Origin of the sequence: Streptomyces sp. NPDC046925, assembly GCF_040644915.1 — a bacterium.
Classification (GTDB): domain Bacteria; phylum Actinomycetota; class Actinomycetes; order Streptomycetales; family Streptomycetaceae; genus Streptomyces.
On sequence record NZ_JBEYWZ010000008.1, the window covers coordinates 20,081 to 44,544 of the forward strand.

The following is a 24,464-nucleotide window of genomic DNA, read 5'->3' on the forward strand; positions in this document are numbered from 1 at the left end:
GCCCGGCCCCACGCGTTGCCCTCCGGCGCTGTCAGGGTGCCGGGGTGCCCACCTCCACCGCCGTGCAGCGCCATCTCGCGTCCTCGCCCAAGTGCAGGCGGAAGGCCAGGGCCCTGAGGGACGGGCCGCCCGTGCAGATCCTCGCGAAGACTTCGAAGACCCCGGAGCGGGGTTCGTAGTGGCCGATGCGGTGGACGGTGGGGCGGCGGCCGTGCACGGCCAGAGGGGCGGATTCGGCGAGGCGGGTCAGGTCGTCGAAGGCGGTGTGGGCGATGTGCCGGGCCGCCCAGTGGACCGGCTTCTGGCCGCTGAGTACCAGGAGCAGGCGTTCGGTGAAGAGCTCCGTGGGGTGTGGTGGGGGCTGGGGCGGGGTCCTGAGGGGGCGTGCGGGGGTGCGGGCCGCCGGGGGGCCCGAGGGGCGGCGGGTGTCCGTGCGGGCCGGTGGGCGGGTGTCTGTGCGGCCCGGTGGCCGGGTGGTTGCCGGGCGGGGGCGGGGCCTGGTCATTACCTTGGTCATCGCCTTGTGCATGCCGTGTCGCCTCCGGCTTCGCTGTTCCGGCCCCTGTGGTACCGGCTGGTAACTTCCGTCGGAGATCTTGTACGGGGGCGGAGGCGGGGGTCGCAAGGGGCGCGGGCGATGGGGGCGGGGGCCGCGAGGATCACCTATCCGGGTGGCCGGGGGTGTGCGATTCCTGGGGGCGGCCGGGGTGTGCCGGGTGACGGGCGGGGGTGCGGGGTGACGCGGGGGGCGGGGGTGGGGCGCAGCTCGAAGGGGGACTCCCGCGCGTATTCTGGGGGCTGTTTGCTTGACCTTCTGGCTCTGGCTTTGGTTTCGGCTTCTGCTGTGGCTTCGGCTTCTGCTGTGCCTTCGGCCTTGGCTCCGGCTTCGGTCTCCGGTTCTCTGTCCTCCACCGTGAAAGCGGGTCGTCATGCGCGTCTACGTTCCCCTGACCCTGAGCCGCCTCGCCGAGGTGCACAAGGCGGGCGAGCTGGGTCCTGCGCCGCTGACCGCCTATGCCGTGACGCCCGCTCTGCGGGAGTGGGTGGCGTCTGATGACATCGAGGAGCTGGAGTACGCCGCTCTGGGGCAGGCCGCGGCTGCTTCGCTGCGGTTGATCGCCGGGGAGCCGGGGGCGGCTCCTCGGCGGATCGTGCTGGCCGCGGATGTGCCGGACGGGGCGCTTGAGCAGGGGGCGTCGGAGTCCGGCCTCGGGGAGGTACGGGTCGGTGGTGTGCTGGGGCTGAAGAAGGTGGCCGCCGTGCATGTGGACTCGGGGGATGCCGAGGGGGATGTTGCCTCTGCGGTGGCTGCTGGGGGGCCCGGGGATGGGGACGGGGTCGAGGATCATGAGCTGTTGTGGTTTGCCACGCAGGAGATTTCGGGGTTGATCGGCTGAGGGGGTTGCGGGGCGGTTTGGGTTGGGGCGGGGCTCTCCCTCCCGCCCGCCCGTTTGCCCCGTGTTTGATCCTGGGCGAACAGGCCTTCCCTCCCAGCCGCCCGATACCCCGCGGTGAAAAGGGTGGGGGGATCCGTTTGCGGGGTGGTGGCGGGCTTTCGGGTGCGGCTGCGCAGCGGCCGTAAAACCGGGAGTGGGGCGGCCGGGGGCGCGGGTACCGTCTTGACTATGGGGAAGCTGCTGCGCGGGGCGCATATCGTCTGGGACTGGAACGGGACTCTGCTGCATGACATTCATGCGGTGATCGACTCGACGAACGCGTCGTTCGCGGAGATCGGGCTCGACCCGATCACGCTCGAGCGGTATCGCGATCTGTACTGCGTTCCCGTCCCGCTGTTCTACGAGCGGCTGATGGGGCGGCTGCCCACGGACGCCGAGTGGCAGGTCATGGACGCCGTCTTCCACAAGCACTACTGGGCTCGTGCGGGGGCCTGCGGCCTTACCGACGGCGCCGCCGAACTGCTCGCGGCGCGGCGGGCCGCCGGGCATACGCAGTCGCTGCTCTCGCTCGCACCGCACGAGCACCTCGTGCCGATCGTGCGGCGGCACGGCATCGAGGAGCACTTCGTGCGCATCGACGGGCGTACGGACTCCTCGCACGCGGGCAAGGCCGAGCGGATGGTGCGGCATCTCGCGGCCCTGGAAGGGGTTGCCGCCGCCGAGCGGGTCGTGGTCATCGGTGACGCCGTCGACGATGCCGTGGCGGCGGCGCACGTGGGGGCGCGGGCCGTGCTGTACACCGGCGGCTCGCACAGCCGGGCCAGCCTGGAGGCGGTCGGCACGGAGGTCCCGGTGGTCGACAGCCTCACCGAGGCAGTGGAGGCGGCGGAGCGCCTGGCCGCCGCCTAGGTCACGCACCCCGATCGCTTTTCGGCCCCGCACTGCGGCTGCGCCTCACCCTCCCGGCCGCGCAGCTCGGGCGCCCCGAGGCCGCGTCGCGCAGGCGGCTCGCCCTCCGGGCCTGCGCCGCTGAGGCGACCGGCCCGCGCCGCGGCTGCGCCTCGCTTTTCGGGCTCGCGCTGCTCGGGCGCCTCGACCTCCGGCCCCGCGCTCGGGCGCCTCGACCTCCGACCCCGCGCTCAGGCGCCCCGACCTCCGACCCCGCGCTCAGGCGCCCCGACCTCCGGCCCCGCGCTCGGGCGCCCCTGGGCCCGCCGCTTAGGCGCCCCCAGGGCTCGAAGCTCAGGCGCCCCGCCCCGTCCCACCACCCTGGTGACCGGCGCCCGCCTCACCGCCCGGGTAACCGGCGCCCCGCCCACCGCCCAGGACACCGGCCCCCCACCCCACCCCCTAAGTAACCGGCGCCTTAGCCCGTAGCACCGTGAGGAATTCCCTCATCCAGCCCGAGTGGTCCGGCCAGGCGCGGGCCGAGACCAGTGTGCCGTCGACCACTACCTCCGCGTCCTGGAACGTTGCGCCCGACGTTTGCATGTCCAGTTCGAGGGCGGGATACGCCGTGACCCGGCGGCCGCTCAGGGCGCCGATTGCTGCCGTCAGGAGCGGGCCGTGGCAGATCTGGGCGATCGGCTTGTCCGCGTCGAAGAAGGATTTGAGGATCTTGCGGAGCTCGGGGTCGTTGCGCAGATACTCCGGGGCCCGGCCGCCCGGGATCACCAGAGCGGCGTACTGGCCGGGGTCGACTTCGGAGAAGGCGAGGTCCGCGGGCCAGGTGTAGCCGGGCTTCTCCGTGTACGTGTCGAACCCCTGCACGAAGTCGTGCACCACGAACTGCAGCGTCTTGCGTGCGGGGGCGGCGATGTGGACGTCGTACCCCTCCTCGCGCAGCCGCTGGTAGGGGTAGAGGACTTCGAGTGACTCCGCCGCGTCACCGGTCACTATCAGGATCTTCGCTGCCATCGGTGCTCGCTCCCCAATCGTGGGCGGACCGGTCGTGGCCGGACCGGCTCGGTCCGCCGCGCGCTGTCCGTCCTCCGTCGCGTACCGTCCGTCCTCCGTCGCGTGCTGTCCGTCCTCCCTCCCGCTCAACGTGCATCGGCCCGTCCGGTTTGCCAAGAGGGCCCACCGGTCCGGGGCGGGGGTCCGTCGTCGACAGATGGCGCGAAAGTCTCTGTGCAGAGTGTCAAAGTTCCACCCCTGGTTTTGTACACATACGGCTCATGACGATCCCCGGGTGGAGGGCGATAGCCTTGACCCGTGATCAGCGCGATATCCCGCGGGGGCGTGTACGCCCCCGCCCTGCGCCCGGGGAACACGGAGGACATCCGTGCCCGGGGCGTCGCTGACGCTTCTTCGCGGTGCGGTCGGCCAGACCATCCCGGCCATCGGTCAGCGAAACCGCTGAATATGGCGGATAACCGCCCGCTCATCTCTCACCGCGGCATAACGTCGACTTCGACCGGAGACCCCGCGTCGCGGCGTTACGTCGGATCATTTCCTTCTACGTCACGCAACGGCGCGCGACAGGAGTCAGAGGACAATGCAGAACAAGCTGGACGAAGCCAAAGCCGAGTTGCTCACCAGGGCGGCCCGGGTAGCTGAGAACAGCCCGGCCGGAGGCCGCCTACCGAGTGGCGCACCAGCCGGGTCGAAGGGCAAAAAGGCCACGACCGACCAGGACACGGCCCTTGCGTTCCTCCAGCGCTACTACCTGCACACCGCCCCGGAGGACCTTGCCGACCGCGACCCGGTCGACGTCTTCGGAGCAGCCTTCTCGCACTACCGCCTCGCAGAGAACCGCCCGCAGGGCACGGCCAACGTCCGCGTGCACACCCCGACGGTCGAGGAGAACGGCTGGACGTGCAGCCACTCCGTCGTCGAGGTCGTCACCGACGACATGCCTTTCCTGGTGGATTCGGTCACCAATGAGCTCACGCGGCAGGGCCGCGGCATCCACGTCGTCATCCACCCCCAGGTCGTCGTACGACGGGACGTGACCGGCAAGCTCCTCGAGGTCCTCACGGACCCCGGCACGGAGCGCCCGCACGACGCGGTCACCGAGTCCTGGATCCACGTCGAGATGGACCGCGAGACCGACCGGGCGGACCTGAAGCAGATCAGCGCCGATCTGCTGCGGATCCTCTCCGACGTCCGCGAGACCGTCGAGGACTGGGAGAAGATGCGCGACGCCGCGCTGCGCATCGCCGACGAGCTGCCCACCGAGCCGACCGCCGACGACCTGATCGACCAGGAGGTCGACGAGGCCCGCGAGCTGCTCCGCTGGCTCGCCGACAACCACTTCACCTTCCTGGGCTTCCGTGAGTACGACCTGACGGACGACGACTCGCTCGCCGCCGTGCCCGGCACCGGCCTCGGCATCCTGCGCGCCGACCCGCAGCACGACGGGGAGGAGGACCACCCGGTCAGCCCCTCCTTCAGCCGGCTGCCCGCGGACGCGCGCGCGAAGGCCCGCGAGCACAAGCTCCTTGTGCTGACCAAGGCCAACAGCCGCGCCACCGTGCACCGGCCCAGCTACCTCGACTACGTCGGCGTGAAGAAGTTCGACGCCGAGGGCAACGTCATCGGTGAGCGGCGCTTCCTCGGGCTCTTCTCGTCCGCCGCGTACACCGAATCCGTGCGCCGCGTGCCGGTCATCCGCCGCAAGGTCCAGGAGGTCCTCAAGGGCGCGGGCTTCTCGCCCAACAGCCACGACGGGCGTGATCTCCTCCAGATCCTGGAGACCTACCCGCGCGACGAGCTCTTCCAGACCCCGCCCGACGAGCTGCGCTCCATCGTCACGTCCGTCCTCTACCTCCAGGAGCGCCGCCGGCTGCGGCTCTACCTGCGCAAGGACGAATACGGCCGTTACTACTCCGCCCTCGTCTACCTGCCGCGTGACCGCTACACCACCGGCGTGCGCCTGCGGATCATCGACATCCTCAAGGAGGAGCTCGGCGGCACCAGCGTCGACTTCACCGCCTGGAACACCGAGTCGATCCTCTCCCGGCTGCACTTCGTGGTCCGTGTCGCGCCCGGCGGCGGTCTCGCGGAACTCACCGACGCCGACACCGACCGCATCGAGGCCAGGCTCGTCGAGGCCGCCCGCTCCTGGGCCGACGGCTTCGGCGAGGCGCTGACCGCCGAGTGCGGCGAGGAGCGCGCCGCCGAGCTGCTCCGCCACTACTCCGGCGCCTTCCCCGAGGGCTACAAGGCGGACCACTCGCCGCGCGCCGCCGTCGCCGACCTCCAGCACCTGGAGCAGCTGAAGCAGGGCAAGAAGGACTTCGCCCTCAGCCTGTACGAGCCGGTGGGCGCCGCCCCCGGCGAGCGCCGCTTCAAGATCTACCGCTCCGGCGGCCAGGTCTCCCTCTCCGCCGTCCTGCCGGTCCTCCAGCGCCTGGGCGTCGAGGTCACCGACGAGCGCCCCTACGAGCTGCGCTGCACGGACCGTACGAACGCGTGGATCTACGACTTCGGCCTGCGCCTGCCCAAGTCGCAGAACGGCAACGGCGACTACCTCGGCGACGACGGCCGCGAGCGCTTCCAGGAAGCCTTCGCCGCCGCCTGGACGGGCGAGGCCGAGGTCGACGGCTTCAACGCCCTCGTCCTGGGGGCCGGGCTCAGCTGGCGGCAGGCGATGGTCCTGCGCGCCTACGCCAAGTACCTGCGCCAGGCCGGCTCCACCTTCAGCCAGGACTACATGGAGGACACCCTCCGCAACAACGTCCACACCACCCGGCTTCTCGTCTCGCTCTTCGAGGCGCGGATGTCCCCGGACCGCCAGCGCGCCGGTACCGAGCTGACCGACGGGCTCCTCGAAGAGGTGGACGGCGCGCTCGACCAGGTCGCGTCGCTCGACGAGGACCGCATCCTGCGGGCCTTCCTCACCCTCATCAAGGCGACGCTGCGCACGAACTTCTTCCAGGAGGCCGTGGGCGGCAAGCCGCACAGCTACGTCTCCATGAAGTTCGACCCGCAGGCCATCCCCGACCTCCCCGCGCCGCGTCCGGCGTACGAGATCTGGGTGTACTCGCCGCGCGTCGAGGGCGTGCACCTGCGCTTCGGCAAGGTCGCCCGCGGTGGTCTGCGCTGGTCCGACCGGCGTGAGGACTTCCGTACGGAGATCCTCGGCCTGGTCAAGGCGCAGATGGTCAAGAACACCGTCATCGTGCCCGTGGGCGCCAAGGGCGGCTTCGTCGCCAAGCAGCTGCCCGACCCGTCCGTGGACCGCGACGCGTGGCTGGCCGAAGGCGTGGCCTGCTACAAGACGTTCATCTCGGCGCTGCTCGACATCACCGACAACCTGGTGGCGGGCGAGGTCGTGCCGCCCGCCGACGTCGTCCGGCACGACGAGGACGACACCTACCTCGTGGTCGCCGCCGACAAGGGCACCGCGACGTTCTCCGACATCGCCAACGAAGTCGCGCAGTCCTACAACTTCTGGCTCGGCGACGCCTTCGCCTCGGGCGGCTCCGCCGGTTACGACCACAAGGGCATGGGCATCACCGCCCGCGGCGCCTGGGAGTCCGTCAAGCGGCACTTCCGGGAGCTGGGCACCGACACGCAGTCCGAGGACTTCACGGTCGTCGGCGTCGGCGACATGTCCGGTGACGTGTTCGGCAACGGCATGCTCCTCTCCGAGCACATCCGCCTGGTGGCCGCCTTCGACCACCGGCACATCGTCATCGACCCGAATCCGGACGCCGAGACGTCGTACGCGGAGCGCCGCCGCCTCTTCGAGCTGCCGCGCAGCTCCTGGGCCGACTACAACAAGGACCTGCTCTCCGCGGGCGGCGGGATCTTCCCCCGCAGCGCCAAGGCGATCCAGCTCAACAACCACATCCGCGAGGCGCTCGGCATCGAGCGAAGCGTCGCCAAGATGACCCCGGCCGACCTGATGAAGGCGGTCCTCCAGGCGCCGGTCGACCTGCTGTGGAACGGCGGCATCGGCACGTACGTGAAGTCGTCGGCCGAGTCGAACAGCGACGTCGGCGACAAGGCGAACGATGCGATCCGCGTGAACGGCGCCGACCTGCGGGTCAAGGTCGTCGGCGAGGGCGGCAACCTCGGTCTGACCCAGCTGGGCCGCATCGAGTTCGCGCGCGACGGCGGTCGCATCAACACCGACGCCATCGACAACAGCGCGGGCGTGGACACCTCCGACCACGAGGTGAACATCAAGATCCTGCTCAACGCGGTCGTCGCGAACGGCGACATGACCGTCAAGCAGCGCAACAAGTTCCTCGCCGCGATGACGGACGAGGTCGGGACCCTGGTCCTGCGCAACAACTACGCGCAGAACACCGCCCTGGCGAACGCGGTCTTCCAGTCCCCGTCCCTCCTCCACGCCCACCAGCGCTTCATGCGCCGCCTGGTCCGCGACGGTCACCTGAACAGGGACCTGGAGTTCCTGCCCAGCGACCGGCAGATCCGGGAGCTCCTGAGTGCCGGGCGCGGGCTCAGCCAGCCCGAGCTCGCCGTGCTCCTCGCGTACACGAAGATCACGGCGGCCGACGAGCTGATCCAGACGACGCTGCCGGACGACGACTACCTCCGGCGCCTGCTGCACGCGTACTTCCCAAAGGCGCTGCGCGAGAAGTTCCCCGAGCAGGTCGACGGGCACGCGCTGCGCCGCGAGATCGTCACCACGGTGCTCGTCAACGACACGGTGAACACCGGCGGTTCGACCTTCCTGCACCGGCTGCGCGAAGAGACGGGCGCCTCTCTTGAGGAGATCGTGCGGGCGCAGCTCGCGGCCCGTGAGATCTTCGGCCTCGGCAAGGTCTGGGACGCGGTCGAGGCGCTCGACAACGTGGTGGCGGCCGACGTGCAGACGCGCATCCGGCTGCACTCGCGCCGCCTCGTCGAGCGCGGCACGCGCTGGCTGCTCAACAACCGGCCGCAGCCGCTCCAGCTCGCCGAGACCATCGACTTCTTCAGCGAGGGTGTCGCCGAGGTCTGGACCGAGCTGCCCAAGCTCCTGAGCGGCTCCGACCAGGAGTGGTACCAGGGCATCCGTGACGAGCTGACGGGCGCGGGCGTCCCCGACGAGCTCGCCCAGCGGGTCGCCGGGTTCTCCTCGGCCTTCCCCTCGCTCGACATCGTGGCGATCGCCGACCGCATGGACAAGGAGCCGATGGCCGTCGCCGAGGTCTACTACGACCTCGCCGACCGGCTGCGGATCACCCAGCTCATGGACCGCATCATCGAGCTGCCGCGGGCCGACCGCTGGCAGTCGATGGCGCGCGCGTCGATCCGCGAGGACCTGTACGCGGCGCACGCCGCCCTCACGGCCGACGTCCTTGCCGCCGGCGCCGGCGAGGACACTCCCGAGCAGCGCTTCAAGGCCTGGGAGGAGAAGAACGCGGCGATCCTGAGCCGGTCGCGGACGACCCTGGACGAGATCCAGAGCTCGGACGCGTTCGACCTGGCGAACCTCTCGGTCGCCATGCGGACGATGAGGACGCTGCTGCGGACCCACTCGTAATCCGTCGTACGTCGAAAGGGCGTCCCTGGCCAGCCGGCCCGGGGCGCCCTTTCGTGTCACCGGACTGGGCCAATCACACCCCCCTGAAGGGCGCTAATCGGGCAATAGCGATACTTAGTAGGATGAGCCGGTATGCGACTGGAGGGACACATGGGAGCGATAGGTGAGCGGGTGACGCCGCAGGAACGACCCGATGTGTCCGTAGTGGTGATCGTCTACAACGACGCCGAGCGGCTGCCGACCGCCGTACGGTCGGTGCTCGACCAGACGCTGCACGGCGTCGAGATCGTCATCGTCGACGACTGCAGCACCGACGACTCGTACGCCACGGCGCAGCGCCTGGCCGCCGAGCACCCCGAGCGGGTACGGGCCTACCGGCTGCCGGAGAACAGCGGCGCGGGCGGCGAGCCCCGCAACGTCGGCATCGGGCACACCGTCGGCCGCCATGTGATGTTCCTCGACAGCGACGACGTCCTGGAGCGCAACGCCTGCCGCAACCTCCTCGAAGCCGCCGAGCGCGACGGCTCCGACATCGTCTCCGGGCTCTGCGTACGGCTCTCGATGGACACCCGCAACAAGAAGCGCGACCAGTGGTATCCCTGGCTCTACGCGACGACCCGCACCCTGGAGTCCGTCACCGAGCTGCCCGACCTGTTCGTCTGGGACACCCTCTCCACGAACAAGCTCTACCGCCGCGACTTCCTCGTCGAGAACAACCTCCGCTTCCCCAAGGGGATGTTCTACGAGGACCTGATGTTCATAGCCGAGGCCTACCTCGCCGCCGAGCGGATCACGCTCATACCGAACCAGGTCTACTTCTGGCACGTCCACGAGCGCGCCGCCGCCAAATCGGTCACCAACCGGCGCCACGAGATGACCAACTTCCGCCACCGCCTGGAGATCCACCGCCGCATCGACGCGCTGCTCGCCGAGCGCGGCCTCGACGAACTGCGGCACTTCAAGGACATCAAGTTCCTCAAGCACGACCTCGTGCTCCACCTGCGCGACCTGCCCTTCCGCGACGACTCCTACCGCCAGGAGTTCGCGGGCCTCGCCCGCGACTATCTCGCGGGCCTCGGCCGCGCCGCGTACGACGAGGTGCTGCCCGTCCAGGCCATCTGCGCCTACCTCCTGGAGCAGGGCGACTGGGCGAACCTGCTGCCCGCCGTCGACACCCTCACCAACCGCGACAAGATCTCCTCGCCGCTCGCCGAGCGGGACGGCCGCGTGTACTGGTGCGCCGAGCACCTCGACGACCCGTTCGGCCGCCGCGTCCTCGACGTGACCGAGCTCGGCTATCACAGCAAGCGCTTCGACCAGATGTTCCTGCGCAACGTCCTCACGCGGTACGAGGAGTCGGCGGGGACCGTCCGCATGGCCGGCCGCATCGTCAACCCGCTCGGCATCGTGGGCCCGGACGCCGTGCTCACCGCCGAGCTCGAGTTCACCGCGCGCCGCCGCAGCCTGCAGTCCTTCCGCTTCCCGGTCTCCGCCGTGCGGTACGAGGGTGACGTCGTCACCTGGGAGGCCTCCGTCGACCTCGCGCGGCGGCTGCGTCCGCTCGGTGTCGTCGACGCGGTGTGGGACGTGCGCCTGCTCCTCACCGCCGACGGCGTGCGCACCAGGACGCGGCTCACCGCCTGCGATCCGGGGCTCGCCGAGGGCAGGCTTCCGGTCCGGCCGCGGCTGACCCGCCTGGTCGCCGACCACATGGAGCCCGAGGTCTCGCAGCGCGGGCACCTGGCCTTCCGGCTCGTCACGCGGGACTCGGCGAGCGGCCGCATCCAGGACCTGGTGACGCGCGGCACCCGGGGCGTGCCGGGGCGGCTCGCCAAGTCCGGCTTCCGCAGGGCGAAGAAGCTGCGCAAGGACCTCACCTCCGGGCAGAGCAAACTACGCGTGTACGACGAGGTGTTCAGCCGCCTGCCGGTGAAGAAGGGCACGGTCGTCTTCGAGAGCCACCTCGGCAAGCAGTACAGCGACAGCCCCCGCGCCATCTACGAGGAGATGCGGCGCCAGGGCCTGCACTTCGACGCCGTGTGGTCGTACGCCGGGAGCCCCGAGGGCTTCCCCGCGGACGCGACGCTGGTCCGGCGCTGGTCCCTGCCCTACCTCAGGGCGCTCGCGCAGGCGGAGTTCTGGGTCGACAACCAGAGCTACCCGCTCAAGCTCACCAAGCGGCCGGAGACGACGTACATCCAGACCTGGCACGGCTCGGCGCTCAAGCGCATGGGCTTCGACGAGCCCGCGTGGAAGCTGCGCAGCAAGCCGCGCCAGGACGAGCAGCAGCGGGTGCTCGACCGCTTCGACCGCTTCCTGATCCGCTCCGAGCACGACGTGCGCACCCTCGCGAAGGCCCTGCGCCTGAAGGAGAAGGTGCTGCTGCGGGTCGGTTACCCGCGCAATGACGCACTGGTCCAGTCGAAACAGTTGGAAGACGCGAGCGGTGTACGCGAACGCGGGCCGCTGGCAGCGGAACTCGGCATACCCGAGGACAAGCAGGTGCTCCTCTACGCACCGACCTTCCGGCGGCACGGCGGCCGGCACGGGCGCTTTGAACTGCCCTTCGACGTCGAGCGGTTCGCCGAGGAATTCGGCGACCGGTACGTGCTGCTCGTACGCTCGCACTATCTGAACCACGTGGTGCTCCCGCCGTCCGTGCGGGGGAGCGTCATCGACGTCTCCGCGCACCACGACGTCACCCCGCTCTATCAGCTCGCCGACGCGATGATCACCGACTACTCGTCCGTGATGTTCGACTACGCGCTCCTCGACCGGCCGATGCTGTTCTTCGCGTACGACTACGAGGAGTACGTCCACGAAGGGCGAGGCACCTACTTCGACCTGCGGGAACGGGCCCCCGGTCCGGTGGCCGACACCGAGGACGAGCTGTTCGAGGCGCTGAAGGCGCTGGACGAGCAGGTCCTGGAGTACGCGGAGGCGAGGGCGCGGTTCGTGGCGGAGTTCGGCGAGTACGACCGGGGCGATGCCGCCAAAAGCGTCGTCGAGCAGTTCTTCTCGCACTGGAGCGGCAAGTGAGTCAGACAGCGGATCAGACGGCGGATCAGGCAGCGAGCCGGACGGCACAGCGGACGCGGGACATCTACTTCGTCTCCAACAGCGTCAACGAGCTGGGCGGGATCACCAGTTGGTCCCATCAGATGGCCCGCCTCTTCGTCGAGCGCGGCCACCGCGTGCACGTCATCGGCATCACGGAGCCCGGCGAACCGCAGGACATCGGCACGGACCTGCCGTACCCCACCACGACGCTGTACGACGAGCATCCGCCGCGCGTCGGCCCGGCACGCGGCATCAAGGGGCGGCTCAACGTCGCCGAGCACCGGCTGCGCGCCCGGCGCGAGCAGGGCATGCACGAGCAGGCCGCCAAGCTGACCGCGCTGTTCGCGCAGGCAGGACCCGGAGCCGTCGTCATCGTCACGCAGGTGTGGGCGATGGAGTGGGTCGAACTCGCCGACACCACAGGCCTGTTGGTCATCGGCATGAGCCACGAGTCGTTCGCCTACTCGCGGGCCTCCTCGCGCGGCGCGCGGGTGCGCAAGCACTACAAGGACATCGACCGGATGCTCGCGCTGACCCGCGAGGACGCCGACCTGTGGATCAGGCAGGGCATGGACAACGCGTCCTTCATGCCGAACCCGTTGCCGTTCATGCCCGACGTGCCCTCGCGGCGCACCGAGAAGGTCGTCACCAGCATCGGCAGGCTGCACGACCAGAAGGGCATCGACATGCTCCTCGACACCTGGGCGGAGGTCGCGCCGCTGCACCCGGACTGGAAGCTGCGGATCTACGGCTCCGGCGAGGACGAGGAGCAGCTCAAGAAGCAGTGCACGGCCCTCGGCCTCGACGGCTCCGTGGAGTGGATGGGCCGGACCAGCGACGTGCCGGGAGCCCTGCGGGGCGGGTCGGTGTTCGTGCAGTCGTCACGGGGCGAGGGCTTCCCGCTCGCGCTGATGGAGGCGATGGCCACCGCGGTGCCGTGCGCCGCCTTCGACTGCGCGCCGGGCGTGCACGAGATCGTGCAGGACGGCGTCGACGGGCTGCTCGCGCGGCTCGGGAACACCGGTGAACTGGCGCGCAGGCTGGACACGCTGATGTCCGACAAGGAGCTGCGGGACCGGATGGGGGAGCTGGCCAGGGAGAACATCCGCCGCTACACGACCGAGGCGGTCGTGCGGCGGTGGGAGGAGCTGTTCCTGTTCCTGGAGCGGTGAGCTCGCTCTCCGGGCGGTGAGAGCTACTTCTTGCCGCCCGTGAACTGCTCGTACTCCTTCAGGACGTCCGCCGTCGGGCCGTCCATGCGCAGCTCGCCGTGTTCGAGCCAGAGCACGCGCTCGCAGGTGTCGCGGATCGACTTGTTGTTGTGGCTGACGAGGAAGACCGTGCCCGCGCGCTTGCGCAGCTCGCGGATGCGGGCCTCCGAGCGCTTCTGGAAGGAGCGGTCGCCGGTCGCCAGGGCCTCGTCGATGAGCAGGACGTCGTGGTCCTTGGCGGAGCCGATGGAGAAGCGCAGGCGGGCGGCCATGCCGGAGGAGTACGTACGCATGGGGAGCGTGATGAACTCGCCCTTCTCGTTGATGCCGGAGAAGTCGACGATCTCCTGGTAGCGCTCCTGGACCTGCTGCGGGGACATGCCCATCGCCAGGCCGCCGAGGCGGACGTTGCGCTCGCCGGTCAGGTCGTTCATCAGGGCCGCGTTCACGCCGAGGAGCGAGGGCTGGCCGTCGGTGAAGATGCGGCCGTTCTCGACGGGCAGGAGGCCCGCGATCGCCTTCAGGAGGGTCGACTTGCCCGAGCCGTTCGTGCCGATCAGGCCGATGGCCTCGCCCTTGCGGGCGGTGAAGGAGACCTTCTTGACGGCGTGCACCTTGCGCACGCCGGACTCCTCGCGGCCCTTGCCCCGCTTGAGGATGCGGCCCAGGGCGGCGGTCGCGCTGCCGCGGCCCGCGGGGGACCCCGCGCCGTGCACCCGGTAGACGATGTCGACCTCGTCGACGATGACCGTGGGGGCGGCGGTGGGGAGATCTGTGCCTGCGGGGGTTGCTGTCGTCTCAGCCACGGCCGTACGTCTCCTCTGCTTTCCAGAAGTAGATGAACCCGCCGACTCCGGCGAGCAGTGCCCAGCCGACGGCCCACGCCCATACGTGGTGCGGGAGCTGGTCCGCGTGGAAGCTGTCGATGAGCGCGAAGCGCATCAGGTCGATGTAGATCGCGGCCGGATTGCACTCCAGGAGGACCTGGAGCGCGTGCGGCAGGTGCTGGTCCTTGAGGACCGCGTCGATGCTCCACATCACGCCGGACACGTACATCCACGTGCGCAGCACGAACGGCATCAGCTGGGCGATGTCCGGGGTCCTGCTGCCCAGGCGGGCCATGACGAGGGCCAGGCCCGTGTTGAACGTGAACTGGAGCGCGAGGACCGGCGGCACCAGGAGCCAGGACAGGGTCGGCGGCACGCCGAAGCAGAGCAGGATCACCACGAGCGCGCCCATGGAGAAGAGCAGCTGCTGGAGCTGTTGCAGGGAGTACGAGACCGGCAGCGCGGCCCGAGGGAAGTGCAGGGCGCGCACCAGGCCGAGGCTGCCCGCGATGGCCCGGGTGCCCGCCATCACCGAGCTCTGCGTGAACGTGAAGACGAAGACGCCGGTGACCAGGAACGGGACGTAGTCCGGGACGTCGTGCTTGGTGTCCATCAGGACGCCGAAGATGAAGTAGTAGACCGCCGCGTTCAGGAGCGGGGTCATCACCTGCCAGACCTGGCCGAGCTTCGCCTGGCTGTACTGGGCGGTGAGCTTGGCGGTCGCGAAGGCGGTGATGAAGTGGCGGCGCTGCCACAGCTGCCGGACGTACGCGGGGAGCGTGGGGCGGGCGCCGCTGACGGTCAGGCCGTGCCGGGCGGCGAGCTCGGCGGGGTCGGGCGCGGCGGCCGCGGGGCGGGGCGGGGCCGGTGGGGCGTCGAGGACCTGACTCACGTCCGCTGCTTTCACTCGGGAGCCGTGGGGTGACGACGTCGGGACGGGTCCGTATCGTCGTCACGTCGAGAGTAGGACCAAGCGACGTCGGAACGCAACCGTATCGTCGTCACGTTCTATGCTGTCCGTATGACGACGAGCAGGCCAGGAGATGAACAGTCGCGTGAGCAGCCGCGCCGCAGAGCCCCCGCCGGGGCCGCGGTGCTCCGCGAGGACGTGACCGAGGCGATCAGGGCCGCCGTCTTCGAGGAACTGGCGGCGGTCGGGTACGCGCGCATGTCCATCGAGGGCATCGCGCGCCGCGCGGGCGTCGGCAAGACCGCCGTCTACCGGCGCTGGCGCTCCAAGCTGCATCTCGTGCTCGACCTGGTGTCCGCGATAGCGGTCCAGGGCCTCCCGATGCCGGACAGCGGGTCCCTGGAGGGAGATCTGCGGCTGCTCTACGAAGTGACGTCGCGCGCCCTGCGGCATCCCGTGGCCTCGCAGGTGATCCCGGATCTCCAGGCGGAGGCGGCACGCAACCCGGAGATCGCGCAGGCCATGCAGAAGGCGCTGCGGGAGGGCCAGCACGGGGTGGCGAACGGCATCGTGCGGGCCGCCGTCGCGCGGGGCGAGGTGCGGGACGGGGTCGACGAGGACCTCGCCCTCGATCTGGTGTCGGGGCCGCTCTACTGGCGGTCCGTGGTGGTGCGGGCCGAGCTGCCCAAGGGGTACCTGGGCAGCCTCGCCACGGCTACGGCGGCGGCGCTCCGGGCGTTGTAGTCGCAGGAGACACAGGGGATTCCGTCTCCCGTGCTCAGGAGTGCTTCTCGCGCATCAGGAACAGGGCCGTGCCCGAGCCGAGCGTCGCGACGCCGGTGCAGACGCTGATCAGGACCTGCGTCACGCCGTCGAAGGCGAAGCTGGTGGAGACGTTGGCGACCAGGGCGATCGCGAGGACGAGCCAGAGCAGGGCCTTCATGGCGGGGGCCTTTCCGTGTGGTGTGCGCTTCGGTGTGGTGTGCGCCGTGTGATCAACTCTGCCCGAGCGGGGGCGGCGTGACGATGGTGTGCTCTCCCGGACCGGGGGTGTAGCGCACTACACCATCCACCGGGGAGCGGCCTCGCCCGCGTGTGCGAGCGGGGTCGCATAGCCTCATGACTCATGACCATGCGGGAGACACTGCGGCGTACGGAACGGGCCCTGGAGCAGTTGGGCGCGGCGGCGCTGCTCTCCCTGGCGTCCTACCTCTTCATCGGGGTCGTCCTGCTCACCCTCGTCCTGACGCTCACCGTCGTCGGCGCGGGTGTCCTGCCCGAGACGGTGCTCATGCTGCGCCGGATGGCCGGCTTCAAGCGGCGTCGCGTGGCCATCTGGACGGGCAGCCAGATACCCGAGGCGTACGTGCCGCTGACCGGCACGCTCGGCCGGCGGGTGCGGGCGGGCGTCACCGACCCGGCGACGTACCGCGATCTGCGCTGGCTCGGCCTGCACTTCGTCTACGGGTGGCTGTTGCTGTACGTCGCGCTGCCGGTGTTCATCGTCGGGATGCTGGTCGACGGCGTGTGGTGCGGGCTGCTCGGGCGCCGGGCGGTGGTGCTTCCGCTGGTGGCGCGCATCGCGGATCTGGAGGCGGCCTGGTCGGGGGCGCTGCTGCGGGCATCGCCGGAGGCGGAGCGGGCCGCGCGGCTCTCCGAGCGGGTGGAGGAGCTGACCGTCACGCGGGCCGGGGCCGTCGCCGCGCACGGCGCCGAACTGCGGCGCATCGAGCGGGACCTGCACGACGGTACGCAGGCGCGGCTCGTCGCGATGTCGATGCGGGTGGGGCTCGCGCGGCGGGCCTTCGACAAGGACCCCGATGCGGCCCGCAAACTCCTCGCCGACGCGCAGGACCAGGCCGACGAGGCCCTGACCGAACTGCGGCACGTCGTACGCGGCATCCATCCGCCGATCCTCACGGACCGGGGTCTCGCGGGGGCGGTGCGGGCGCTCGCCGCGAGCAGCGGGCTCGATGTGGCGGTGCGGGCGGAGGGCGTCGAGGATCTGACGGGGGACGCGGTGCGTGCTCCGGCGGCGGTGGAGGCCGCCGCGTACTTCGTGGTGGCGGAGGCGCTGACGAATGCCGCCAAGCACAGTGGGTCCGAGCGGGCCTCGGTGGAACTTTCCCGCGGTGGCGGGGTGTTGAGGATCTCGGTACGTGACGAGGGGCGGGGCGGGGCCGATGACGCGGGCGGCAGTGGTCTGCTGGGGATGCGGCGCCGGGTCGCCGCGCTCGACGGGACCGTGGAAGTGGTGAGTCCCGTCGGGGGGCCGACCGTGATCGAAGTGGAGCTGCCGTGCGTGTGGTGATCGCCGAGGACAACGCGTTGCTGCGGGAGGGGATGGTGCTGTTGCTGACCTCCGCGGGGCATGAGGTGGTGGCGGTGGCCGCGAGCGGGCACGAGGTGCTGCCGGCGCTCGTCGCCCACCGCCCGGATGTCGCCGTGCTCGACGTGCGGATGCCGCCGGGGTTCAGGGACGAGGGGCTGCGGGCCGCGCTCGCGGCCAGGGAGGAGATGCCGGGGCTTCCGGTGCTCGTCCTTTCGCAGTACGTGGAGGAGACGTACGCGGCCGAGCTGCTGGGCGGGGGTGCGAGCGGTGTGGGGTACTTGCTCAAGGACCGGGTGGGGCGGGTCGACGAGTTCCTGGACGCGCTTGAGCGGGTCGCCGGGGGCGGGACGGCCCTTGACCCCGAGGTGGTCACGGAGCTGTTGACCCGGCGGCGGGACGACCCCCTGGACTCGCTGACGCCCCGGGAGCGGGAGGTGCTCCAGCTGATGGCGGAGGGGCGGGACAACGGGACGATCGCGTCGACCCTGGTGGTGTCCGACCGCGCGGTCAGCAAACACATCGGCAACGTCTTCGCGAAGCTGGGGCTGCCGCCGAGCGACAGCGGGCATCGGAGGGTGCTGGCGGTCCTTGCTTATTTGAACCGGGGGTAGGGCTGCTCTTTCCGGGGCCCGTTCGGTCAGGGCTGCTTCGGGGTGATCGGGTGGGAGGGAGACATCCGGCGCGGAGCGGCGGGCCTGTTCGTACCGCTAGCGCCCCTGCGCGGGGTAGCGGCCCCTGAGCGCCCGGCGGGCCGGTGGGAACGTGCCCGCGGCTGCCGTGGCCGCGATCACCAGCGCCACGAGCCCCGCCTGCGACGCCGCAACGTGCGGCACCGTGCGGGCCACCGACGCGCTGAAGGCCAGGAGAGGGATCGAGGCCACCGCGGCGCCGACGGTGAGGCCCGTCAGGGCTGAGGCTGCTGCCTCCAGGCCCAGCATGCGGCGGAGTTGGGACCGCCCGGCTCCCGCGAGGCGCAGGAGGGAGAGTTCGGGGCGGCGGCCGACGGTGATCAGGCAGAGCGTGCTCAGGACGGCGATGACCGTGAAGCCGCCGATCGCGCCGACCGCCGCCACGGTCACCACCTCGCCCAGCGCCTGGTCCTCCGGTTCGAGGCGTTCGGGGGCGGGGTTTCGTTCGACCTGCGCTCCGGGGGCCGCCGCACGCAGAGCGGCGGGGGTGGTGCCGGTCGCCGTGACCAGGATGCGGGTCGGCGATGACGTATGGCCGAGCAGTTGTTCGTGGGAGAAGAGGAAGCCGCCCAGCGCCAGTTCCCTGTCGTACGTCGCCACCACCCTCAGCCGTGCCTCGGTCCCGTCCCCGAAGCGCACCGTCACCGTCGAGCCCGGCCCCGCGTCCAGGGCGCGCGCCTGGTCACGGCCCAGCGCCACCGTGCCGGGACGCAGCTCGTCGATGTCGCCGTCCCTGACACCCGGGTCCAGCGTCCGGGCGAGGCCGCCCGGAGTGACGCCGAGCACCGGCAGGCGGTCCAGACGGGGTGAGCCCGTCTCGCGGCGGGCCAGGACCACCGTGCTCCGGGTGACGGCGGTCGCGGCCTGAACGCCGGGCGCCTTGCGGACCCGCTCCAGCGTGCCCTCGGTCAGGCCGCCCTGCGCGGTCACCGCGAAGTCCGCCCGCGCCGCGTCCCGCGCCTGCGCGCCCGCCGCGTGCGTCATCGTCGTACCGGCGGAGAGCTGGACCAGGACGAACGCCGTCACCAGGACGACCGGGGTGATCGCCGCCCCCAGCCGCTTCGCCGAAGCGGTGCAGTTGGCCGCCGCGAGGTGGCCTCCCGGGCCGCCGAACCTGCGCATCGGCGCCCCGAGCACCCGCATCGCGCCCTCCGCGATCCACGGACCGAGCAGCGCGCAGCCGATGACGAGGACCACCGCCGCCGCACTGGCTGCGGCCGCCGCCGTCTCGCCCCGCTGGAGCGTGGCCGTGCCCGCCGAGCTCACGCCCAGGAACAGCAGCACGAGGCCGGTGACCTTGCGGGCCGTACCGGGCGCCGCCTCGCGCAACGCCTCCGCGGGCCGCACCTTCGCCGTCCTCGCGCACGCGATCAGCGCCGCCAGGCGGGCGGTGAGGACCGTCAGGCCCGCCGTCACCAGCGGGGCGGGCAACAGCCAGAGTGGGAGGGGGAGTTCCATCCCCGGCGGTATCGCGCCGCGGGCCTCCAGGAGCGCGCGCAGACCGAGGAAGGCGGGTATCGCCGCGACCGCGCCCGCCAGCGCCGCCACCACCGCGACCCGCCCCGCCTCCCGGCCCACCGCGCCCCGCAGCTGCCGCGGCGTCGCACCGACCGCCCGCAACAGACCCAGTTCACGGGAGCGTTGCTGGAGCGCCTGCACGATCGTCGACGACACGACGAGCAGCGCGATGAGTACGACGGTGGCGGCCACGGAAGCCAGCAGCGCGAGCATGAGCGCGCGGGCCGGGGCGACCTGGAGGAACTCGGCGCCGCCGCGCCCGTTCCCCGTCAGGACGCGCAGCCCCGCCCCGTCTCCGTCCGCCCGGTGCCCCACGCTCCTCAGATCCGCCGAGTCCAGGGCGCGCCGCACGCGCGCGTGCAGGGCGGACGCGCTGGTGCCGGGGTCCGCCGTGACGCCTATCGCTGCCACCGATCCGGGGTGACCGGCCAGACGCCGCGCCTCGGCAGAGGTGAAGTAGACGGCGGCGCGGGGGCCTTCGGCGACGCCGGTCACCTCGTACGCGGCGTCGGTGCCGGAGGCGCGGACCGTGATCCGGTCGCCGACGCGGGCCGTTCCCTCGCCCACGACGACCTCGCCGGAGCGCTTCGGGCCTGTCCCGTCCCGTAGGACATGGGGAGCCAACCGGGCCGCGCTCCACGGACGCCCGGTGGCCGTACCGCCCCGCGCCTCCGCCCCGCCCCGCACACCCAGCCGGAAGACCTCGTCCGCGACGGCCGAACGGACCCCGGAGACCTCGCGCACCGCCGCGAGGGCCGCACGCGGAACCCGCACCCGTTCGGTCAGGCCCGCCGTCGCCGTCTCGGGCTCGCTGCCCCACGGCTTCGCCGTGAAGCGGGTGCTCTGGTCGCCGGTGACGACGAGGTCGGCGGCGGCGTAGCGCTCCACGCGCGCGTGCCCGAGTCCCGCCGAGGCGAGCGCCAGGCCGAAGGAGCCCAGCAGGAGGGAGGTGAGGGCGAGGGCGGCGAAGACCGCCGCCCAGGCCTTGCGGTGCATGCGGGCGGCGCGCGAGGCGAGGAGCGCGGTGACGTTCCGGTGCTTGTTCATGCCGCCGCCTGCCGTCCCAGGTCGCGCATGACGGCGCCCACCTGGGCGCTGTCCGGCTGGAGGAGCCGGGTGGCCACGTGCCCGGCGGAGAGGAAGAGGGCTTCGTCCGCCCAGGCCGCCGCGGCCGGGTCGTGGGTCACCATCACCACGGTGTGGCCGTCCTGGTCGACGGCCTTGCGCAGCAGCGCGAGCACGCCGTGCGCGGTCACGGGATCGAGGGCGCCGGTCGGCTCGTCGGCGAAGACGACCTCCGGGCGGGTGACCAGGGCGCGGGCGATGGCCACGCGTTGCTGCTGGCCGCCGGAGAGTTCGGCGGGGCGGTCGTCCCCGCGGTCGCCGAGTCCGACCTCGGCGAGGCCGAGCGAGACGCGGCCGTCGTCGGGCGCGCCGCCCAGGAGCAGCGGCAGGGCGACGTTCTCGGCGACGCTGAGCGACGGCACGAGATTGTGCGCCTGGAACACGAACCCGACGCGCTCGCGCCGCAGCCGGGTGAGGGCGGCCTCCTTGAGGGAGCCGATGTCCACACCCCCGATGTGTACGGTTCCGGCGCTCGGCCGGTCGAGCCCGGCCGCGCACTGCAGCAGCGTGGACTTGCCGGACCCGGAGGGCCCCATCACGGCGAGGAACCTGCCGCGCGGCAGGGCGAGTCGCAGGGGCGCGAGCGCGGGGGGCCCGCCGCGCCGGTAGGTCCGGGTCACCCCGTCGAGCCGCAGCGCGTCGACGCCGCCCGACGGATCGCTTTCCGGGGGTCCTGCCAGGGTTCCTGCCGCGGAACCGTGCCGCCTGAACATCGCCGAAAGCTCCCTCTCTCCGACCGCCACTGCCACCGAAAACGCTAGGCAGCAGGGGTCGGAGGGACGAGAGAGCACGGTCCCGGAGCGGGGGTGTAGCCGGCTACACCAACGGCGGGGGTGCGGGCGGCCGGACACGGGCCGCCGCCCGGCCCTCGCGGGATGCGCCGGGGTGCCGGGCGCGACGCCGCACGCCGGGACGAAGTCGGGTGCGGAGCCGCACGCCGGAAGGAATCCGACGGCGTGATCCGGTCCCGGCGGCGCGCTCCGGCGCCAGCTCCGGCGGCGTATTTCCGCGCCGAGCGCCTGCTTTCCGGCCCCGGGGGCTGTGCCCGCGCTGGCCCCGGGCGGCTATGCCTGCGCCGCCTCTGGGCGGCTGCGCCTGCGTCGCCCCCAGGCGACTACGTCCGCGCTGGCCCTGGGTGGCTGTGCCCGCGCCGACCCCCACGGGCGACTACTCCCGCCCCGCCCCCGCCGACTACCCCCGCCCCGCCCCCGGATGCGAGCGGACCCACCCCGCCCACGCCGATGTCACCATCTCGCGTACGTCCCGCTTGGCCGACCAGCCGAGTTCTGTGGCGGCGCGGGTCGCCGATGCCACGACTCGGGCCGGGTCGCCGGGGCGGCGGGGCGTGACGGTGGGTGGGCGGTCGTAGCCGGTGACCTCGTTGATCAGGGTGGCCATCTCCTGGACCGAGACGCCCTCGCCGCGGCCGATGTTGAGCGTCAGGTCGGTGCCGCGCGGCGCCGTGGCCAGCTTGCGGGCCGTCGCCACATGGGCCTCGGCGAGGTCGGCGACGTGGATGTAGTCCCGTACGCACGTACCGTCCGGAGTCGGGTAGTCCGCGCCGAAGACGCGCGGGGACTCGCCGTCCGTGAGCTTCTCGAAGACCATCGGGATCAGGTTGAAGACGCCCGTGTCCGCCAGGTCGGGGCTTGCCGCGCCCGCCACGTTGAAGTACCGCAGGGATGCCGTCGACAGGCCGTGCGCCCGGCCCGTCGCGCGGACCAGCCACTCGCCGGCCAGCTTCGTCTCGCCGTACGGGCTCATCGGGAGGCAGGGGGTCTCCTCCGTCACCAGGTCCACGTCGGGCATGCCGTACACCGCGGCCGACGAGGAGAAGACGAAGGAGGCGACACCGGCCTCCGTCACCGCAGAGAGCAGGACCCGCAGCCCCTCCACGTTCTCGTGGTAGTAGTGCAGCGGGATGTCCACCGACTCGCCCACCTGCTTCTTCCCCGCCAGATGCACGACACCGGTGATCGCGTGCTCCGCCAGCGTGCGGGACAGCAGGTCCTTGTCCAGCGTCGATCCGATCACCAGCGGCACGCCCCGGGGAACGCGCTCGGCGATGCCCGTGGACAGGTCGTCGTAGACCACGGCCCGCTCGCCCGCCTCCGTCATGGCGCGGACCACGTGTGCCCCGATGTAGCCGGCGCCGCCGGTGATCAGCCAGGTCATCGTCAGTGGGCCCTTCCCTGTGGTGTCGTCCCGGAGTCGTTCCGTCCCGGACGGTGCAGTCTCGCAGAGCCCCGTATACGGGCCGCGTCAGCGCCCGCCGCCGCCCGTCCAGCGCGCGAGCCGCCTGCGCACGACCCCCGCCACGCCCCGCACCCCCGGCGCGAGCCGCACCGCCAGGTTCCCGGCCTGCGTGGCGTACGGCTGGGCGAGGAGCAGGCCCCGGCGTGAGGGCAGTGCCGTGCGCCGCAGCAGTCCGGGCCCCGCGACCGCCCGTGCCGTCGTCTCGCGTGCCGTTCCGTCGCGGAAGTGGAGGCGCAGCCGCAGGTCCCATACGCCGCCGCCGAGCGAGCCGAGGTCGAGGACGACCCGGGTCACCCAGCTGTCCGTTTCCTCGGCGTCCCCGGAATCGGCGGGGTTGAGGGCTGTCGTACGGCGCAGCACCGGGCCGTCGCCGCCCCGCGGGACGAGTTCCACGTCGACCGTGGTCGGGCCCGCGTCGGCCACCCTCCCGTACAGCTCGTGCAGCCGCAGCGTCAGGTGGCTGCCGCGGGCGCGGGGGCGCAGTTCGGCGTCGACCGCGAGGGGGAGCAGGCGGATGGGGCGTACGAGGAGGTGTTCCAGGGTGACCTGGGGCAGGTCGGGGGACCAGGCGGGCGTGGTGCCGTCGGGCGAGCGGGCGTAGGGCGGCGAGAGGCGTGCGGGGCGGGCGGCCACCTCCTGGAGGCGGGTCAGGTCGCGCGGTTCGGGGGAGGCGAGGATCACGCGGGCGATGACCCTGCCGGGCGCGGGGGCCGCGTCCAGGTCGGCGGTGTCGAAGGTCGCGAGGTAGGCGCGGGTGACCGTCCACCACTCCGCGCGGTACTCGGCGCTGCGTGTGGTGAGTTCGCGCGCGTACATCCGCAGGCTGTGGTCGACGAACTTCGCGCGCGATGCCTGCGCGAGCCGTTTGCCCGCCGTGCCCGACGGGCTCCGCGCATCGCGGAGGATGTCGACCGACATGCGGTGGGCCTCCATACGGGCCTTCCAGTTGCCGATGCCCGCGCGGTCCAGGGAGATCGACAGCTTGGCGGCAGTGCGGCGCACGTTCCACACGTAGACGGGGGCGGTGATCAGCGCGATGCGCGGGCCCGCCGCGAGGACGCGGGCCGTGAAGACGAAGTCCTCGTACGTGAAGCGGCCCTCGGGGAAGCGGACCGCGTGCTTGCGCAGGAAGTCGGTGCGGTAGAGCTTGTTGACGCAGAGGGTGTCGTGGACCAGGCGGGTGCGCAGTTCGGGACGGGCGATGAGCCGGTCCTTCGTGTAGAGCATCGGCTGCCAGGGGCTCTCGCGTCCTGAGGGCAGTTCGCGGCGCACGCAGAGGCCGGTGACCACCTCGGCGTCGTGCCGCGCGGCGGCCTTGAGGAGGGCGTCCACCGCGCCCGCGGGCAGCACGTCGTCGCTGTCGAGGAACATCACGTACGCGGATGTCGTGGCCTCGATCCCGTCGTTGCGGGGCGTGCCGCAGCCGCCGCTGTTGGTGGCGCGGCGCACGGGCTTGACGCGCGGGTCCTCCCGCGCGAGGGCCGCGAGCACCTCGCCGCTGCCGTCGGTGGAGCAGTCGTCGACGGCGATCACCTCGCGGACGGCGGGGCCCTGGGCGAGGGCCGAGCGCACGGCGTCCGCGACGTGCGCGGCGTCGTTGTAGCCGATCACGACGACGCAGACCTGAGGCGACGGGGGCGGGAGAGACAGAGAGAGGTCCACGGGGGAAATTTTAGAGGTTGCTGGTAATTATCC

Annotated in this window: 17 protein-coding genes; 8 read left to right on the forward strand and 9 right to left on the reverse strand. The window is 71.7% G+C overall.

What is annotated here, in order from left to right; genetic code table 11:
- Positions 1-31 precede the first annotated feature (31 nt).
- Positions 32-517: an Rv3235 family protein gene (locus ABZ906_RS28770; protein ID WP_361387493.1), complete on the reverse strand. Its 486-nt coding sequence runs from the start codon at positions 515-517 to the stop codon at positions 32-34.
- 412 nt (positions 518-929) lie between these two features.
- Between ABZ906_RS28770 and ABZ906_RS28775 the strand changes: the two genes are divergently transcribed.
- Both ABZ906_RS28775 and ABZ906_RS28780 read left to right on the forward strand, forming a co-directional pair.
- Entirely contained in the window at positions 930-1,397 is a 468-nt protein-coding gene (locus ABZ906_RS28775) for a hypothetical protein (RefSeq protein WP_361387496.1), read from the forward strand.
- Between the two features lie 228 nt (positions 1,398-1,625).
- A complete protein-coding gene (locus tag ABZ906_RS28780; protein ID WP_361186888.1) occupies positions 1,626-2,306 on the forward strand; it encodes an HAD family hydrolase in 681 nt (226 codons plus the stop codon).
- A gap of 441 nt (positions 2,307-2,747) precedes the next feature.
- Here the strand turns inward: ABZ906_RS28780 and ABZ906_RS28785 are convergent, their stop codons facing one another.
- Positions 2,748-3,314 carry a DJ-1/PfpI family protein gene (locus ABZ906_RS28785; protein ID WP_361186885.1) on the reverse strand — a complete coding sequence of 189 codons (567 nt, stop codon included), beginning with the start codon at positions 3,312-3,314 and terminating at the stop codon, positions 2,748-2,750.
- A gap of 580 nt (positions 3,315-3,894) precedes the next feature.
- On the opposite strand from ABZ906_RS28785, the gene ABZ906_RS28790 reads away from it, so the two are divergent.
- The 3 genes from ABZ906_RS28790 (at position 3,895) to ABZ906_RS28800 (ending at position 13,073) form a co-directional block, all read left to right on the forward strand.
- Positions 3,895-8,841 (forward strand): NAD-glutamate dehydrogenase, encoded by a 4,947-nt coding sequence (locus ABZ906_RS28790; protein WP_361387499.1) that lies wholly within the window; start codon positions 3,895-3,897, stop codon positions 8,839-8,841.
- Between the two features lie 150 nt (positions 8,842-8,991).
- Positions 8,992-11,880, forward strand: a complete 2,889-nt coding sequence (locus ABZ906_RS28795; protein WP_361387502.1) for a bifunctional glycosyltransferase family 2 protein/CDP-glycerol:glycerophosphate glycerophosphotransferase — start codon at positions 8,992-8,994, stop codon at positions 11,878-11,880.
- Positions 11,877-13,073 carry a glycosyltransferase gene (locus ABZ906_RS28800; protein WP_361387505.1) on the forward strand — a complete coding sequence of 399 codons (1,197 nt, stop codon included), beginning with the start codon at positions 11,877-11,879 and terminating at the stop codon, positions 13,071-13,073. Before ABZ906_RS28795 ends, ABZ906_RS28800 begins: the two co-directional genes overlap by 4 nt.
- A gap of 23 nt (positions 13,074-13,096) precedes the next feature.
- Here the strand turns inward: ABZ906_RS28800 and ABZ906_RS28805 are convergent, their stop codons facing one another.
- Both ABZ906_RS28805 and ABZ906_RS28810 read right to left on the reverse strand, forming a co-directional pair.
- Positions 13,097-13,918 (reverse strand): ABC transporter ATP-binding protein, encoded by an 822-nt coding sequence (locus ABZ906_RS28805; protein ID WP_361387508.1) that lies wholly within the window; start codon positions 13,916-13,918, stop codon positions 13,097-13,099.
- Positions 13,911-14,831 (reverse strand): ABC transporter permease, encoded by a 921-nt coding sequence (locus ABZ906_RS28810; protein ID WP_361387511.1) that lies wholly within the window; start codon positions 14,829-14,831, stop codon positions 13,911-13,913. The genes ABZ906_RS28805 and ABZ906_RS28810 overlap by 8 nt, the downstream gene beginning before the upstream one ends.
- A 129-nt stretch (positions 14,832-14,960) precedes the next feature.
- On the opposite strand from ABZ906_RS28810, the gene ABZ906_RS28815 reads away from it, so the two are divergent.
- Positions 14,961-15,593: a TetR/AcrR family transcriptional regulator gene (locus ABZ906_RS28815; RefSeq protein WP_361186869.1), complete on the forward strand. Its 633-nt coding sequence runs from the start codon at positions 14,961-14,963 to the stop codon at positions 15,591-15,593.
- A 34-nt stretch (positions 15,594-15,627) separates the two neighbouring features.
- On the opposite strand, the gene ABZ906_RS28820 is transcribed toward ABZ906_RS28815, so the two are convergent.
- Entirely contained in the window at positions 15,628-15,792 is a 165-nt protein-coding gene (locus tag ABZ906_RS28820; protein ID WP_361186866.1) for a hypothetical protein, read from the reverse strand.
- A gap of 189 nt (positions 15,793-15,981) precedes the next feature.
- Between ABZ906_RS28820 and ABZ906_RS28825 the strand changes: the two genes are divergently transcribed.
- Positions 15,982-17,160, forward strand: a complete 1,179-nt coding sequence (locus ABZ906_RS28825) for a histidine kinase (RefSeq protein WP_361388007.1) — start codon at positions 15,982-15,984, stop codon at positions 17,158-17,160.
- Complete coding sequence (locus ABZ906_RS28830; protein WP_361387514.1) at positions 17,148-17,792, forward strand: response regulator transcription factor; 645 nt, start codon at positions 17,148-17,150, stop codon at positions 17,790-17,792. Before ABZ906_RS28825 ends, ABZ906_RS28830 begins: the two co-directional genes overlap by 13 nt.
- Positions 17,793-17,888: 96 nt before the next feature.
- Here ABZ906_RS28830 and ABZ906_RS28835 read toward each other — a convergent pair whose 3' ends face one another.
- The 4 genes from ABZ906_RS28835 to ABZ906_RS28850 all read right to left on the reverse strand — a co-directional run bounded on the left by ABZ906_RS28835 (position 17,889) and on the right by ABZ906_RS28850 (position 24,431).
- Positions 17,889-20,435, reverse strand: a complete 2,547-nt coding sequence (locus ABZ906_RS28835) for an ABC transporter permease (protein WP_361387517.1) — start codon at positions 20,433-20,435, stop codon at positions 17,889-17,891.
- The gene (locus tag ABZ906_RS28840; RefSeq protein WP_361387520.1) at positions 20,432-21,226 is read right to left on the reverse strand and encodes an ABC transporter ATP-binding protein; all 795 of its coding nucleotides are present in this window, start codon (positions 21,224-21,226) and stop codon (positions 20,432-20,434) included. The genes ABZ906_RS28835 and ABZ906_RS28840 overlap by 4 nt, the downstream gene beginning before the upstream one ends.
- A gap of 478 nt (positions 21,227-21,704) precedes the next feature.
- Positions 21,705-22,688: a UDP-glucose 4-epimerase GalE gene (gene galE / locus ABZ906_RS28845; RefSeq protein WP_361387523.1), complete on the reverse strand. Its 984-nt coding sequence runs from the start codon at positions 22,686-22,688 to the stop codon at positions 21,705-21,707.
- Between the two features lie 87 nt (positions 22,689-22,775).
- Positions 22,776-24,431, reverse strand: coding sequence for a glycosyltransferase family 2 protein (locus ABZ906_RS28850; RefSeq protein WP_361186855.1), 1,656 nt, complete (start codon positions 24,429-24,431; stop codon positions 22,776-22,778).
- Between the last annotated feature and the right edge of the window lie 33 nt (positions 24,432-24,464).

Coding starts and splice junctions, on each gene's coding strand:
- ABZ906_RS28770 (WP_361387493.1), bottom strand. CDS start 517: ATGACCAAGGTAATGACCAGGCCCCGCCCCCGCCCGGCAACCACCCGG.
- ABZ906_RS28775 (WP_361387496.1), top strand. CDS start 930: ATGCGCGTCTACGTTCCCCTGACCCTGAGCCGCCTCGCCGAGGTGCAC.
- ABZ906_RS28780 (WP_361186888.1), top strand. CDS start 1,626: ATGGGGAAGCTGCTGCGCGGGGCGCATATCGTCTGGGACTGGAACGGG.
- ABZ906_RS28785 (WP_361186885.1), bottom strand. CDS start 3,314: ATGGCAGCGAAGATCCTGATAGTGACCGGTGACGCGGCGGAGTCACTC.
- ABZ906_RS28790 (WP_361387499.1), top strand. CDS start 3,895: ATGCAGAACAAGCTGGACGAAGCCAAAGCCGAGTTGCTCACCAGGGCG.
- ABZ906_RS28795 (WP_361387502.1), top strand. CDS start 8,992: ATGGGAGCGATAGGTGAGCGGGTGACGCCGCAGGAACGACCCGATGTG.
- ABZ906_RS28815 (WP_361186869.1), top strand. CDS start 14,961: ATGACGACGAGCAGGCCAGGAGATGAACAGTCGCGTGAGCAGCCGCGC.
- ABZ906_RS28820 (WP_361186866.1), bottom strand. CDS start 15,792: ATGAAGGCCCTGCTCTGGCTCGTCCTCGCGATCGCCCTGGTCGCCAAC.
- ABZ906_RS28825 (WP_361388007.1), top strand. CDS start 15,982: ATGCGGGAGACACTGCGGCGTACGGAACGGGCCCTGGAGCAGTTGGGC.
- ABZ906_RS28835 (WP_361387517.1), bottom strand. CDS start 20,435: ATGAACAAGCACCGGAACGTCACCGCGCTCCTCGCCTCGCGCGCCGCC.
- ABZ906_RS28840 (WP_361387520.1), bottom strand. CDS start 21,226: ATGTTCAGGCGGCACGGTTCCGCGGCAGGAACCCTGGCAGGACCCCCG.
- galE (WP_361387523.1), bottom strand. CDS start 22,688: ATGACCTGGCTGATCACCGGCGGCGCCGGCTACATCGGGGCACACGTG.